General features: G+C 73.4%; 14 protein-coding genes. 6 read left to right on the top strand and 8 right to left on the bottom strand.

The features are described 5' to 3' along the window. Positions 1-2: 2 nt before the first annotated feature. From KSED_RS10795 to KSED_RS10810, 3 genes are all read right to left on the bottom strand, one after another. A complete protein-coding gene (locus KSED_RS10795; protein ID WP_169307793.1) occupies positions 3-458 on the bottom strand; it encodes an ABC transporter ATP-binding protein in 456 nt (151 codons plus the stop codon). Positions 459-1,227: 769 nt separating this feature from the next. Further along, positions 1,228-1,959: an ABC transporter permease gene (locus KSED_RS10805; RefSeq protein WP_015780119.1), complete on the bottom strand. Its 732-nt coding sequence runs from the start codon at positions 1,957-1,959 to the stop codon at positions 1,228-1,230. Continuing rightward, positions 1,956-2,807, bottom strand: a complete 852-nt coding sequence (locus KSED_RS10810) for an ABC transporter ATP-binding protein (RefSeq protein ID WP_015780120.1) — start codon at positions 2,805-2,807, stop codon at positions 1,956-1,958. The genes KSED_RS10805 and KSED_RS10810 overlap by 4 nt, the downstream gene beginning before the upstream one ends. Positions 2,808-2,898: 91 nt before the next feature. Between KSED_RS10810 and KSED_RS13810 the strand changes: the two genes are divergently transcribed. The 6 genes from KSED_RS13810 (at position 2,899) to KSED_RS10840 (ending at position 8,933) form a co-directional block, all read left to right on the top strand. Beyond that, complete coding sequence (locus tag KSED_RS13810) at positions 2,899-3,498, top strand: TetR/AcrR family transcriptional regulator (protein ID WP_015780121.1); 600 nt, start codon at positions 2,899-2,901, stop codon at positions 3,496-3,498. Further along, on the top strand, positions 3,488-4,780 hold the full coding sequence (locus tag KSED_RS10820) for an MFS transporter (RefSeq protein ID WP_015780122.1): 1,293 nt from the start codon (positions 3,488-3,490) through the stop codon (positions 4,778-4,780). The genes KSED_RS13810 and KSED_RS10820 overlap by 11 nt, the downstream gene beginning before the upstream one ends. 85 nt (positions 4,781-4,865) lie before the next feature. Then, on the top strand, positions 4,866-6,017 hold the full coding sequence (locus KSED_RS10825) for an iron-siderophore ABC transporter substrate-binding protein (RefSeq protein ID WP_015780123.1): 1,152 nt from the start codon (positions 4,866-4,868) through the stop codon (positions 6,015-6,017). Then, positions 6,014-7,021 (top strand): FecCD family ABC transporter permease, encoded by a 1,008-nt coding sequence (locus KSED_RS10830; RefSeq protein ID WP_015780124.1) that lies wholly within the window; start codon positions 6,014-6,016, stop codon positions 7,019-7,021. Before KSED_RS10825 ends, KSED_RS10830 begins: the two co-directional genes overlap by 4 nt. Further along, positions 7,018-8,115, top strand: coding sequence for a FecCD family ABC transporter permease (locus KSED_RS10835; RefSeq protein ID WP_015780125.1), 1,098 nt, complete (start codon positions 7,018-7,020; stop codon positions 8,113-8,115). Before KSED_RS10830 ends, KSED_RS10835 begins: the two co-directional genes overlap by 4 nt. Further along, a complete protein-coding gene (locus KSED_RS10840) occupies positions 8,112-8,933 on the top strand; it encodes an ABC transporter ATP-binding protein (protein ID WP_015780126.1) in 822 nt (273 codons plus the stop codon). Before KSED_RS10835 ends, KSED_RS10840 begins: the two co-directional genes overlap by 4 nt. Before the next feature lie 46 nt (positions 8,934-8,979). On the opposite strand, the gene KSED_RS10845 is transcribed toward KSED_RS10840, so the two are convergent. The 5 genes from KSED_RS10845 to KSED_RS10865 form a co-directional block, all read right to left on the bottom strand. Further along, positions 8,980-10,176 (bottom strand): CPBP family glutamic-type intramembrane protease, encoded by a 1,197-nt coding sequence (locus KSED_RS10845; RefSeq protein ID WP_143827377.1) that lies wholly within the window; start codon positions 10,174-10,176, stop codon positions 8,980-8,982. Positions 10,177-10,274: 98 nt separating this feature from the next. Continuing rightward, complete coding sequence (mmsB, locus tag KSED_RS10850; protein ID WP_015780128.1) at positions 10,275-11,165, bottom strand: 3-hydroxyisobutyrate dehydrogenase; 891 nt, start codon at positions 11,163-11,165, stop codon at positions 10,275-10,277. Between the two features lie 31 nt (positions 11,166-11,196). Then, positions 11,197-11,523 carry a hypothetical protein gene (locus KSED_RS13815; RefSeq protein ID WP_015780129.1) on the bottom strand — a complete coding sequence of 109 codons (327 nt, stop codon included), beginning with the start codon at positions 11,521-11,523 and terminating at the stop codon, positions 11,197-11,199. A 53-nt stretch (positions 11,524-11,576) separates the two neighbouring features. After that, a complete protein-coding gene (locus KSED_RS10860) occupies positions 11,577-13,160 on the bottom strand; it encodes an ABC transporter permease (protein ID WP_015780130.1) in 1,584 nt (527 codons plus the stop codon). Continuing rightward, entirely contained in the window at positions 13,157-14,131 is a 975-nt protein-coding gene (locus KSED_RS10865) for an ABC transporter ATP-binding protein (protein ID WP_015780131.1), read from the bottom strand. Before KSED_RS10865 ends, KSED_RS10860 begins: the two co-directional genes overlap by 4 nt. Positions 14,132-14,211: the final 80 nt, after the last annotated feature.

A 14,211-nucleotide genomic window follows, 5' to 3' on the forward strand; every position in this document is an offset into this window, starting at 1 on the left:
GGTCAGCCCACCCGGGCAATCGCCACCCGCTGCGCCTGGCCACCCGAGATCTCATCGACCCGCTTGCCCTCGTGCCCGGACAACCCGACCTGCGCCAAGGACTCCCGGGCCTTCTCGAGCGCCGCTCCACGAGGAGTACCGTCGAACAACAGCGTGACCGCCACGTTCTCCTCGATCGAGAGTTCCGGAAGCAGGCCCGGGGACTGGTAGGTCACCCCGATGAGCTCTCGCCGGACCCGGGCTCGCTGTCCACTGTTCAAGGAGCTCACCTCGCGTCCGGCCACCGTGACCGTGCCTGAAGTGGGCTTCTGCATGCCCACCAAGCAGCTCAGGATGCTGGTCTTGCCCGACCCGCTCGGCCCCATCAGCGCCACACACTCCCCTGGCGCCACCCGCAGGCTGAACCCCTCCACCACCACAGTGGACCCGTACCGGACGCCCAGCTCCTCGATCTCCACTCCGCCCATCATTCCTCCACATCACGGGGCGTGGTGGGGGCTGGGTGCCACCACCACCACGCCGCGCGTACTCCTTGCGTCACTTGGCGCGACGGAAGGAATCGCAGGTGTCGTTCCAGAAGTTGAGCTTGCACGCACGGAACTCGTAGAAGCTACCCGAGCCGTACGTGGCTCCGGTGCAGGCCGCGCCTCCGTCGTTGTCCCGCTGGAAGTTTGTGGCGCCGCCGTAGTGGTGCGTCTGAGCCTCCGTCTGGTGCCCGTCCGCTGACGTGTCGCAGGCGTAGATCGAGGAGGTACCCGCAGCCTTGGCGTGGCCCACCCGTCGTGTAGCTCCAGGTGGTTTCAGCAGCTGCCGGCAAGCCAGCGAGGGCCACTGAACCGAGGATCGCTCCGGCCATCTTCATCTTCATCGGATTCTCCTTGTGTGTGGTGTCCCTCGCGCCGGGGGAACACCACCCAGCCAGCCTCATCGTGTGTGTGTGTGTGTCAAGTCACAACGCACCGTTCCTGCCCGGGGGCAGCTCGCATGACAGCGGTTCGACAGCATGGACGGGACGCCGTACCCCGCGCCGACCCACCCACGACCACTCGATGGCGACGCGGTCACCGGGTGAGCCCCTCCCGTGTGGCGACCTGGTCACCCAAGCCCTTCCCGTGCGACGAAGCGGTCGCCCTGGCGGCCACAACGCCACACGCCTGACCACCCTGACGACCACTGCGCCGCACTCGGCCGGCCACGTGTGGCGCAGTGGCTACTGGGACCCCGGGGTCACTCCGTCCGGCGCGGCAGGGTCAGCGCCGCGCCCACCAGCGCCACCACCGCGAACCCCAGCAGCACCGCCAACGGCTGCCACAGGTCCGCACCCACCTCGGCCTGGTCCCGCACGGCCGCCACCGCGTCCACCGCATAGCTCAACGGCAGCACGGCGCTGACCCACTCCAGCACCCGCGGCAGCCCCTCCCGCGGCACCAGCAACCCGCACAGCAGGAACTGCGGCAGCACGAACGCCGGCATGAACTGCACCGCCTGGAACTCCGTCCGCGCGAACGCGCTCGCCAACAACCCCAGCGCGGTCCCCAGGAAGGACGCCGCCAGCGCGACCACCACCAGCGCCCACCACGGCCCGGCCACCTCCAGCCCCACCCACCAGGCCACCAGCGAGGTCGCGGTGGTCTGCAGCACCGTCATCACCAGGAAGGCCAGCGCGTACCCGGCCAGCAGGTCCAGCCGCGCCAGGGGGGTGGTCAGCAACCGCTCCAAGGTGCCGGACTGCCGCTCACGCAGGGTGGCAATCGAGGTGACCACGAACATCACCACGAACGGGAAGATCGGCAGCAGCACCGGCCCGATCCGGTCGTACACGCCGGAGAAGTCGAACACCCACCCCAGCAGCGCCAGGAGCGCCGCGGGCACCACCACCAACAGCGCCATCGTCCGCTTGTCGCCCACCAGTTGGCGCAGCACTCGGCGCGCCGTGGCCAGGGTCCGCACCGCGTTCATCGCTCGTCCTCCTCGATCAGCCGGAGGAAGGCCCCCTCGGCGTCCTGCGCGCCGGTCCGTTCCAGCAGCTCCGATGGGGTGAGCTCAGCCAGCACCCGTCCCTCGCGCAGGAGCAGCAACCGGTCGCACCGGGTTGCCTCGTCCATGACGTGGCTGGAGACCAGCAGCGTCCGCCCCTGGCCCGCGAGCTCGGCGAAGAGCTCCCACAGCGAACGTCGCAGCACCGGGTCCAGCCCGACCGTGGGCTCGTCCAGCACCAGCACCCGCGGGTCGGCCACCAATGCCGCGGCGAGCGACACCCGGGAGGCCTGGCCGCCGGAGAGCGACGCCACCCGCGCCCCGGCGTGGGAGCCCAGGTCGACCTGCGCCAGAGTGCGCTCCACCGCATCGGCCCGGGCGGGACCACGCAACCCGGCGAGGGTGGCGAAGTAGTCCAGGTTCGCGCGCACGGACAGGTCGGCGTAGACGGCCGGGGACTGCGTCACGTAGCCCACCCGGCGCCGGTTGGCCGGCGACCGGGCGGGCTCGCCCAGCACCGTCACCGCACCGGCAGCGACCTCCTGCACCCCGACGATCGCCCGGATGAGGGTGGACTTGCCGCTGCCCGAGGGGCCGAGGAGCCCCGTGACCTGCCCGGCGGGGACGTCGAGGTCGATGCCGGGGAGCACCTCGCGCCCGCCCCGCACCACCCGCAGGCCCCGGACCCGGACCGCGGGGTCGGGTGCGGCGGATGCGGGAGGGGCGTCGGGTGCGGCAGAGGCGGCGGACGCCGGGCCGTCGTAGGAGCCGACGCGCTCCACGGTGGGGGTGGGACCCGTGGCCCCCCGGGTGCTGTGCGCCGGGCTCATGCCGCCTCCTCCAAAAAGAATGATCGTTCTCGATGATAGACCCCTCCGACCCGGCAGCACAAACAGAACACCTGATCGCTATGGTTCGCCGATGCCCCGCCTGACCCCGGAACGCCGTGCAGCCCAGCGCCAGCGCATCGTCGACGCCGCCCGCACCGTCATGCTCCGCGAGGGACTGCCGGGCACGTCCATGGCGCAGGTGATCGAGGAGTCCGGGCTCTCCGCCGGGGCGATCTACGGCTACTTCGCCAGCAAGGACGAGTTGGTGCTGGGTGTGGCCCTGGACGTCATCAGCACCCGCCTCTCCGGCATGGACGAGCTCGCCGCCCGGCGCCCGGTCCCGCCCCCGGCGCAGGCGCTGGGGGACTTCGTCGAGGCCCTCCCCCGCGGCGACGAGGGCCGGCTGGTGCTGGAGATCTGGGCCGCCGCCGCCCGCAGCCCCGAGCTGCTGGAGCGCACCAGCAAGGTGTTCGCCGGCCTCAGCCAGGGCGCCACCGTCTACCTGGAGGCATGGTTCACCGAGGGGATCGGGCTGCCACCGGACGCCGCAACAGCCCGCAGCCAGGAGGCCCTGCTCGCACTGCTGGGCATCGCCCAGGGCTACATCGTGCAGTCGACCATCCTGCCCGTGGATGCCACCGCCTACCGCCGCTCCATCGCAGCACTCCTCGGCGAGCCCGATGTCGACTGACCAGTCCGGGCGGCTGTGGAACGCCGTCGTATCCGACCCGCGCGCCGGCATCGAGGACCTGGACGACGGCGCCCGCCGCGCCCTGCCCCGCAACGGCCCCCGCATCCTCGGCGCCACCTCGCTGCTCAACACGGCCGACCAGCTCGTCCACCCGCCCACGGTGCTCACCTGGGCACTGACGGGCCTCGGCGCGCCCGGGTGGGCCGTCGGACTGCTCGTGCCGGTGCGGGAATCGGGCTCGATGCTGCCCCAGTCCGCCCTCACGCCCTGGGTGCGCTCCCACCGGCGCCGCCACCGGGTGGTCGCGCTCGGCGCGCTGCTCCAGGCGGCGGGCGCGGCCGGCATCGCGGCCTTCCTCGCGCTGAGCACCGGCCTGGTGGTCGGGCTCGGCGTGCTGGTGAGCCTGGCGCTGCTGGCCGGTGGGCGCGCGGTCACCTCCCTGGCGAGCAAGGACACCCAGGGGCGCACGATCCCCAAGGGGCAGCGCGGCCAGCTCACCGGCACGGCGACCGTGGTGGCCGGCGCGCTGGCCCTCACGGTCGGCCTCGCGCTGCGCCTGCTGGGCGACGGGACCGCCCCGCACCACCTGGCCTGGCTGGCCGCCGGGGCGGCGGGCCTGTTCGTCGGGGTGGCCGCCCTGTGGGAGCGCGTCGAGGAGACCCCGCAGGAGCCCGATGCCGACCACACCCCACCCCAGCCGTGGACGCTGTGGCGCACCGCGCCGGACTTCCGCGCCTTCGTGGTGGTGCGCTCCCTGCTGCTCGTGACCGCTCTGGCCCCGACCTTCCTGGTGGCCGCCGCAGCCACCCAGAACTCCTCCCCGCTGACGGGGCTGGCCCCCTTCGTGCTGGGCACCGGGCTGGCCTCGATGCTGGGCGGCCGGCTGGTGGGCCGCGCCGCCGACCACTCCAGCCGGCTGCTGATGGCGTGGGCCTCCGCCGCGGCGACGGCCGTGCTGGCGGTGACCCTTGCCCTGGCGCTGTGGCTGCCTGACTCGGTGATGGTGTGGGTGCTGCCCGCCGCATACTTCCTGGTGACCCTGGCGCACACCGCCGTGCGGACCGGGCGCAAGACCTACTTGGTGGACATGGCGACCGGCGACACCCGCACGGCGTACACGGCGGCGGGGAACACCCTCATCGGCGGCGTGCTGTTGGTGGTCGGACTGGTCGCGGGCGCGCTGGCCGGGCTGACCCCGTGGTGGCCGCTGGCGTTCCTCACCGGGCTGGGAGCGCTCGGGGCCGTGATGGGGCTGCGGCTGCCGGAGGTCTCGCGGGGCTGAGCCAGGCGCCACCCCCCTCCCGCATCGTGTTAGGTTTGCCTTCCCTTCGCACCGGGTGGTGCGAGTTCGTGATCCAAGGAGAACCATGCGCATCGTGCGTACCGGCGCCGCACTTGCCGCCGCCAGCCTCACCCTGACCGCCTGCTCCACCGGCCCGGCCGGGGACGACGAGACGAGCCCCGCATCCTCCTCCGGGGAGTCCTCGCCGGCCAGCAGCGGCAGCGGTTCCGCCGGCTCCGGTGACGAGGGCTCCAGCGACGGTGACGGCGACGAGGGCGCCGCCACCTTCCCGGTCACCGTCGAGCACGCGCTGGGCAAGACCACCATCGAGGAGGAGCCCACCAGGATCGCCACCCTCGGCTGGTCGGACCACGACATCGTCGCGGCGCTGGGCGTGAAGCCCGTCGGTGCCCCGGAGATCACCTGGGGCGGGAACGCGAACAAGTCCACCGACTGGTTCGACAAGAAGGCCAATGAGCTCGACGGCGAGATCACTCGCTACTCCGATGCCGACGGCGCCCCCATCGACGAGATCGCCAAGCTCCAGCCCGACCTGATCCTGGCCACGAACTCCGGCATCACGCCCGAGGAGTACGAGAAGCTCAGCAAGCTGGCCCCCGTGGTGGCCTACCCCGAGCTGGCGTGGGGCACGAGCTGGCAGGACTCCACGAAGCTCATCGGGCAGGCCATGGGCAAGCCGGCCGAGGCCGAGCAGCTCGTCGCGGACACCGAGCAGAAGATCGCCGACACCGCGACGAAGTACCCCGAGCTCGAGGGCACCACCGCCGCGTGGGCCTCCTTCGCCGCCACGGACCTCTCGACGTTCAACCTCTACACCACCACCGACAACCGGCCGCGCATGCTCGAGGACCTGGGCATGGTCAACGCCCCGGTCATCGGCGAGCTCTCGAAGGACGCCTCGAACTTCATGGTGGAGGTCTCCGCGGAGAAGGCCGACACCGTGGAGGCCGACGTGGTCGTCTTCTACGCCGACGAGACGCTGCCGGCGGACACCGTGGTCAAGAACGACCTGCTCAAGGCCATCCCGGCCTTCACCCGCGGCTCCTACGTGGCCGCCGACGACCCGGTGGCGTCCTACCCCATGTCCAGCCCCACCCCGCTGAGCATCCCGGTCGCGCTGGAGGAGTTCGTCCCGCAGCTGGCCGAGGCCGCCCAGAAGGCCCAGGGCGCGCAGGCCTCCGGCGGGTCCGCCAGCGGGGAGCCCTCCTCCGAGTGAGCTCGCACGTCACGTCGCTCGGCCACGGCCGCCGGCTCGCGCTCCTGCTGGGGCTCGGACTGGCGGTCGTGGCCGTGGCCTGCTTGGCCTCCCTCGCCGTCGGGGCCACCGTGGTGCCGCTGGCCCACGTCTGGGAGACGCTGACCGGCAGCGCGCCCCACGGCATCGTCGAGGCACGTCTGGACCGCACGGCGCTGGGTGTCGTCGTGGGGGCCGCGATGGGGTGTGCGGGCGCCGCGATGCAGGCGCTCACCCGCAACCCGCTGGCCGACCCGGGCATCCTCGGCGTGAACGCCGGGGCCGCGCTCGCCATCGTGCTGGGACTGGCCACCGGGCTGCTGACCGCGCAGACGCAGTACGTGTGGTTCGCCCTGGCGGGGGCGGCGGTGGCCACCACGGTGGTCTACGGCATCGCCTCGATGGGGCCCGGAGGCGCCCAGCCGGTGACGCTCACCATCGCCGGGGCCGCCTTCGCGGCGACCGCGACCAGCCTGGGCGCGGGGCTGCTGGTGGTGGACCTCGCGGCGCTGGACGTGTTCCGCGTGTGGCAGGTGGGCACCGTGGCCGGGCGCGACCTGGCCCTGCTCGGCTCGGTGGCGCCGGTGCTGCTCGTCGGCTTCCTGCTGACCCTGCCGGCCGGCGGGTGGCTCAACACGCTCGGGCTGGGGGACGACATGGCCCGCGGGCTGGGGCAGCGTGTCTGGCTGGTGCGCCTCGTGGTGGCGGTCGGCGCGGTGTGCCTGTGCGCCGCGGGGACCGCGCTGGCCGGGCCGGTGGCCTTCGTGGGGCTGGTGGTGCCGCACGTGGTGCGCCTGCTGACCGGCCCCGACGAGCGGCGCGTGATGCTGGGCTCGGCCCTCTTCGGAGCCGCCCTGGTGGTGGGCGCCGACACCATCGGCCGCGTGGTGCTGCCCCCCACCGAGGTGCAGGTCGGCATCATGACCGCCGTGATCGGCGCCCCCGTCCTCATCGCCCTGGTGCGCACCCAGCGGGTGACCGCATGAGCGCCGCACCGCAGCCCACCGCCGCGACCGGGGCGGGCACCCGGGCCGCGCCGACCGCGGCGCCGGAGCACACCGCATCGGTCCGCGGGGTGAGCCGGCGCCTCGCCCGCCGCCGCGCGCTGGTGCTGGCCGCGCTGGGCGCACTCGCGCTGGCCCTGTTCGCCGCCCGCGTGCTGCTGGGCGACTACACCGTGACCATCCCGGACTTCCTGCGCATCCTGGGCGGGGAGAACATCCCCGTGGCCAGCTTCCTGGTGATGGAGTCCAAGCTCCCGCGCGCCGCGGTCGCGGTGGTCGCGGGGCTGGCCTTCGGCGCCGCGGGCGCCACCTTCCAGTCCGTGCTGCGCAACCCGCTGGCGAGCCCCGACGTGGTCGGCGTCAGCCTGGGCGCCAGCTTCGGCGCCGTGTTCTCGATGGTGGTGCTCGACTGGGCGGGGACGCCCGTGATGCTCGCCGCCGCGGCCGGCGGGTTGGCGGTCACCGGCACCCTGCTCGCCTTCTCCGGGGGGCGGGGCGCCGGCGCCGCGGCCCACACCATGATCCTGGTGGGCATCGGCCTGGGGGCCGCGCTCTCGGCCGGCATCCACTGGCTGATGCTGCGCACCGACGTGCACAAGGCCCAGGACGCCCTGGTGTGGGTCTCCGGCAGCACCAACGACGTGACCTGGCGGCAGATCGCGGGGCTGGCCGTCGTGGTCGCCGTGCTGCTGCCCCTGCTGGTGGTGGCCGCCTCGCGCCTGGGCGTCCTCGAGCTCGGCGACGAGCTCGCCACCGGCCTGGGCGAGCGCCCCACCCGCCTGCGCGGCACCGTGATGCTGCTGGCGGTGCTGCTGGTCACCTCGGCCACGGCCGTGTGCGGCCCGGTGGCCTTCCTGGCCTTCCTCGCCGGCCCCATCGCCCGCGCCCTGAACCGCGGCCGCACCACGCTGGTGGGTGCCGGCCTGGTGGGCGCCTGCATCTTCCTGGCCGCCGACTACGTGGGTGCCTACCTGGTGCCCGGCGGCAACGTGCCGGTCGGGGTGGTGACCGGCCTGGCCGGTGGCCCCGCCCTGCTCGCGCTGCTCCTGACCTCCCGGAGGTGGATGTCCGCATGACCGCTCCGACCGACGCACGCCTGGTCTGCCGCGACCTGTCGCTCTCCTACGGCGGTCCCGACGTGGTGCGCGGCGTCACGCTGGAGGTCCCCGACGGCCGGATCACCACCCTGGTGGGCGCCAACGGGTGCGGGAAGAGCACCCTGCTGCGCGGCCTGGTGCGGTTGCTGCGCCCGACCTCCGGGCAGGTGCTGCTCGACGGTGACGACCTGCACCGCATCCCGACCCGCCAGGTGGCCACCACCATCGGGCTGCTGCCCCAGCAACCCCTGGTGCCCGCGGGGCTGACCGTGGCCGAGCTGGTCTCCCGCGGGCGGCACCCGCACCGCGCGGCGTGGCGCCCCCCATCGAGGGCGGACCACGCCGCCGTGGCCGAGGCGATGGCGCGAACCGACACCCTCGCGCTAGCCGACCGGCCGGTGGAGGCGCTCTCCGGCGGGCAGCGGCAACGGGTGTGGATCGCCATGGCGCTGGCGCAGCAGACCGACATCCTGATGCTGGACGAGCCGACGAGCTTCCTGGACCTCGCCCACCAGGTGGACGTGCTGGAGCTCGTGGAGGAGCTGAACGCCGAGCGGGGCACCACCGTGGTGATGGTGCTGCACGACCTGAACCTGGCGGCGCGGGTCTCCGACCACCTCATCGCGATGCGCCAGGGCGAGGTGGTGGCCTGCGGGACCCCACGGGAGGTCATCACCGCCCGGACGGTGCAGGACGTGTTCGGGCTGGACGTGCTGGTGGTGGACGACCCGGTGACCGGGACGCCGATGGTGGTGCCCGAGGGCCGCCGGCGGGGTCCGACGCAGACCTCGCATTGAGGCAGGGCGTCCGCGGCACGCGACGGCCAGGAATGCGCCCGGTACGTCAGCGGCGCGGGGCGGCCAGCTCCTCGGCGGAGGCGGTGCGGTTCGTGTGGCCGCTGCGGCGCCACTGCCACTCGATCAGGAGGTAGGCCACCCCCATCAGGACCACGCTGACGAGCACGGCCATCGCGGAGGAGGTGGTCTCCGCGCTGACGAACCCGTCCTCGAAGCCACCGAAGACCAGCGAGACCACCATGATCACCACGTTGTTCACCGCGTGCATCACCACGGCAGCCTCCAGACCACCGGTCCGCACGGTCATGGCGACGGCGAGGATCGCGAAGATGCCCAGGTCCGCCAGCACCCAGGGGTCCAGCGACCCGTGGGCCAGGGCGAACAGGGCCGTGGTGGTGAGGGTGGCGACGACCAGCGAGATCCACCGCCACGGGATCCAGCTGCCGAACCACTGCATGACGAACCCGCGGAACAGGTACTCCTCCCCGGCGGCCTGCAGCGGCGTGGTCACCAGGACGACCAGCAGCATCCACCAGAAGTAGGGGTGCATGGTGACCTCGAAGCTCTCCCCCATCAGCGCCGAGAAGCCGAGCAGGAAGGCCACCCACCACGGGGTGAGGACGAGCAGGCAGCGCAGCGCCCACCCCCAGCGGAAGCGTCCCGCCACCGACGAGGCGAAGCCGGGGCGCACCCAGTAGGCCAGCGCGATCACCGCGATCGTCGCGGGGATCAGCACCGCCAGACCGAGGTTCATGCCCAGGAAGGTCAGGGGTTGCATGGTCGGGGTCTCGCCGGTGCCGCCGGGCTCGAAGATGTCCATCTGGTCGGGGTAGGCGACCAGCGGGATCACCAGGCTCACCACCATCACGACGATGACCGCCAGACCCAGCGGGATCCACAGACCCAACGCGGCCAGCGGACGCCACCACGACCAGCGCGGACCGCGGGTGAGCTCGTGGAACTCGGCGTTCGGCCGCACGGAGGAGGCCGGAGCCGGCGGGGGACCGTAGCCCTGCGGCGGCGGGCCGTACTGGCCGCCCTGCGGTCCGTGGCCCTGCGGCGGCGGGCCGAACTGGCCGCCCTGCGGTCCGTGGCCCTGCGGCGCGTACTGGCCGTACTGCGGCTCGGGCCGCGGGGCGTAGGGGTCGTGGGGAGGCTGCTGCGGTGCCTGCGGCTGCCCGGGGCCGTGGGGCTCGGGGGGCTGCGGGCGCTGCTGGTTCCAGGAATCCGGAGTGTGGCTCACCCGCACACGATAGAAGGGCCCCACCCGCCGGGTGGTCCCCCGGCGGGGTGAGGCCCTTCATCGGGCGTTCGTGGTGCCCCGGCGCAGGGGCGGAGCCGTCAGTCGTTCAGCGAGTTGTCGCGGACGGCGGTGATGACCGCCGAGAAGTCCCGCTTCGGGCCGTCGATCTCCGCGAAGCGCTCGTAGGCGTCCCGGGCCGCGCGGCCGAACGCGGTGTCCACGCCCGCCAGCTCGGAGGCGTCCTGGGCGAGCTTCAGGTCCTTGAGCATCAGGCCGGAGGCGAACCCGCCGGCGAAGTCGCGGTTGGCGGGCGAGCCCTCCACCGGGCCGGGCACGGGGCAGTTGGTGTCCAGCGCCCAGCAACGGCCGGAGCTGGTGGAGGCCACGTCGAAGAAGGCCTGCGGGTCCAGCCCCAGCTTCTCGCCCAGCACGAACGCCTCGGAGACGGCGATCATCTGCACGCCCAGCAGCATGTTGTTGCAGATCTTGGCGGCCTGGCCGTTGCCGGCGTCACCGCAGTGCACGATCTTGCGGCCCATGACCTCCAGCAGCGGCTCGGCGCGGGCGAAAGCCTGCTCGGTGCCCCCGACCATGAAGGTCAGGGTGCCGGCCTCGGAGCCCACCACGCCGCCGGAGACCGGGGCATCGATGCTGGAGTGCCCCGCATCGCGCACCATGTCGGCGGCCTTGCGCGCGGACTCCACGTCGATCGTGGAGGAGTCGATGAACAGCACGTCCTCACCCGTGGCGGCAGGGATGATCTCCTCGTAGCAGGACAGCACGATGGGGCCGCTCGGCAGCATCGTGATGACCGCCTCGGCGTCGGCGACGGCCTCGGGGCCGGTCTCGACCGTGGTGATGCCGTGGCCCTCGGCAGCCTGACGCGCCTCGGGCACGGGGTCGAAACCCGTCACCTCGTGGCCGGCCTTGGCGAGGTTGGCGGCCATCGGGCCACCCATGTTTCCGAGTCCCAGGAACGCGATCTTCATGCTCGGCAGACTACTCCCCCGGTGATGCAGGTCACTCCCGGGGGCGGGGCCGGTTGATGGGCTCGAAGCGACCCTTGATGCGGCGGCGCACCTCCACCCGCCGGACGTCCACGAACTCGCTCATGGCCACGAGGTACCGCTGGGCCAGGTCGAAGGCCTCGTGGTCCTCGGCGTCGTCGTTGGACTCCGGCACCACGCAGCGCACCGTCACGACGGGGACACCGCGCGGCAGGTCGAGGGACACCTTCTCCACCAGGTGCGTCCGCGACACGACCTCGCGCGCGATGTCGAGGACCTGCGTGGGCTGGGTCTCCCCCTTGACTGCCATCACCTCGGCCAGGATGCGGTAGCTCGGCATGGCGCCAGTCTGGCAGGCCCCACCGACGGCCGGAGTCCCTCTGCGGGACGGTCTCAGACCCGCGGGATGTCCCGCCGCCGCAGGCCGATCGCCCCGAGGGCGGAGAGCACCACCCCCAGCAGGACCAGGACCGCGGCCGCGCCGAGCCGGAAGTCGTCGACCGGCACCTGCCCCACCGCGGTCAGCGGGGCGACGTCCATGACCCACTGCGGCAGGTCGAGGGCCGGCCCGAGCCAGCCGATGACGAGCGCCGCCGCGAAGGGCAGCCACACCAGGCCGCGGTGCTCCGGCACCCAGCCGAGCAGCAGCGTCACCAGACCGAGGAAGAGCACGACCGCCGGCAGCTGCGCCAGCCCGGCGGCGAACAGCTCGCCGAAGCGGCCCGCGTCGTCCGTGCTCACCACGATGCTGCCGGCGAGGGCGGCGCCACCGACGAGGACGACCAGCAGCGCCCCCAGGGCGATGACGACCGCGTGGGTCCACCACCAGCCGGTGCGGGAGACCGGTCCGGCGAGCTGCTGGGAGAGCAGCCCCTGCTCCTCCGCGGTGCGCAGTCCCCCGGCGGCCTGGAGCACGCTCGCCACCGCGAGGGCCCCGAGCAGCATCGCGAAGGTGGCCACGACCGTGTCCACGACCTCCTCGGCGGCCCGGAGGTATCCCTGCAGCTCGGGCATGTCCCGCAGCGCGTCGATCATCGGCTGGGTGAGCAGCCCGTAGGCGCCCATGAGCACGGCCGTGCCGACCGCCCAGCCCAGGATGGTCAGGCCGTGCTCGTGGAGGGCCAGGCCCCACGGGGTGCGCAGCCTCCCGCCAGCGCCCGCCGGACCCGGGCGGGCCGACCACAGGGAGGCCTCGAGGTCGCGGCGAGCGGCGAGCGCCACCGCCGCCCCGGTCAGCACCAGGAACACGCCGAGACTCAGGGCCAGCGGCCACCACCGCGGGTCGTCGCCGAAGGAGCGCAGCGCGTCCAGCCAGCCCAGCGGCGAGGCCCAGCCCCACGGACCGCCCCGCACGGCACCGACACCGCGGAGGACGAAACCGACCACGACCACCAGGAGGGAGACCGCCCACACGCCGCGGGCCTGCCCCACGAGCTGGGCGACGAGGGCCGCCACCGCCGCGTGCACGGCCCCGAGGGCGAAGAGCCCCGCCCCGTAGTACAGCGCCCCCGTCCCGTCGGCACCGTTGGCCACCATGAGGACGGCACTCCCGGCGGCCATCGCGGCGAGGGCTCCCAGCGCCGTCAGCAGGGCGGCCGCCAGCGGAGCCAGACGGCCCAGCGGACCGGCCCGGAGCATGGCGTGGCGGCCGGCCTGCTCCTCGGTGCGAGTGCCCCGGACGACCAGGGCGATGGCCATGAGCGGCACCGCGAAGCCGGCGATCTGCCCGAACTCGTTGGCGGTGATCCCGCCGAGGGTGTCGACGCCGGCGACGTCGCCGGACAGTGCCGACATGCCCGGGCTCCCGGCCATGCGCGCGTAGGCCGTGCGCTCGGCCTCGGTGGTGTAGACCGAGGCGATGGAGCCGGCCGTCATCCCCATCAGCGCACAGAGGCCCACGACCCAAGCGGCCAGCCCGCGCCACCCGGAGCGCCACCCGAGGAGGAGCACCCGCCCCCACCCCGCCGTGCTGCTCATCGCACCTCCCCCGAGCCGGCGTACTGCTCCAGGAAGAGCTCGTCGAGGGTCGGGGGCTCCACGGTCAGGCTCTGCACCCCGGCGGCGTGGAGGCTGCCCACGACCTGCGGCAGCGCGGCGGGCTCCACCCGGCAGCGGGTGTCCGTGCCGCGCGGAGCACCCGCCCCCGGAGCCGCAGCACCGGCCACCGGCTGCACCTGCAGGCCACCCACCCCGGGCAGACCCTCCAGCCCGGCCGGGGCGTGCACGGTGACGGCGTGGACGTGGCTGCTCGTCGCACCGCGCAGCTCCGCCAGACTGCCGATGGTGACGGTGCGGCCCTCCCGGATGATCGTCACCCGGTCGGCCAGCGCCTCCACCTCGGACAGGATGTGGCTGGAGAGCAGCACCGTGGCCCCCTCGGCGACCCGCTCCCGGACCACCTGCTGGAAGACCTGCTCCATGAGCGGGTCGAGGCCGGAGGTGGGCTCGTCCAGGACGAGCAGGTCGGCCTGCACCCCGAGGGCGGCCACGAGGGCCACCTTCTGGCGGTTGCCGGTGGAGTAGTCGCGGGCCCGCTTCGTGGGGTCCAGCGCGAACCGCTCGAGCAGCTCGGCCCGCCGGGCCGCCGGGATGCCACCGTGGCCCGCGGACAGCACGTCGAGGCACTGCCCTCCGGTGAGGCGCGGCCACAGCGCGACGTCGCCGGGGACGTAGGTCAGTCGGCGGTGGAGCCCCACCGCCTCGGCCCACGGGTCCCGGCCGAAGAGCCGGGCGCTCCCGCCCGTGGCCCGGGCCAGACCCAGCAGGATGCGGATGGTGGTGGACTTGCCCGAGCCGTTGGGGCCGAGGAAGCCGTGGACCTCACCGGGCTCCACGCGCAGATCGAGCCCGTCCAGCGCGTTGAACCGGCCGTAGGTCTTGACGAGGCTCTCGACCTCGATGACGGGGGACGGGTTGACGGGAGAGGCACTGCTGCGCGTCGCACTCACGATTCGACACTACTCCCAGGGCGTTCCCGTCCAGCGGTCAGTTCCCGCCAGGGCCCGTCCAGACGGCGAAGGACGTCCGG

The organism is Kytococcus sedentarius DSM 20547 (genome assembly GCF_000023925.1).
GTDB lineage: Bacteria > Actinomycetota > Actinomycetes > Actinomycetales > Dermatophilaceae > Kytococcus > Kytococcus sedentarius.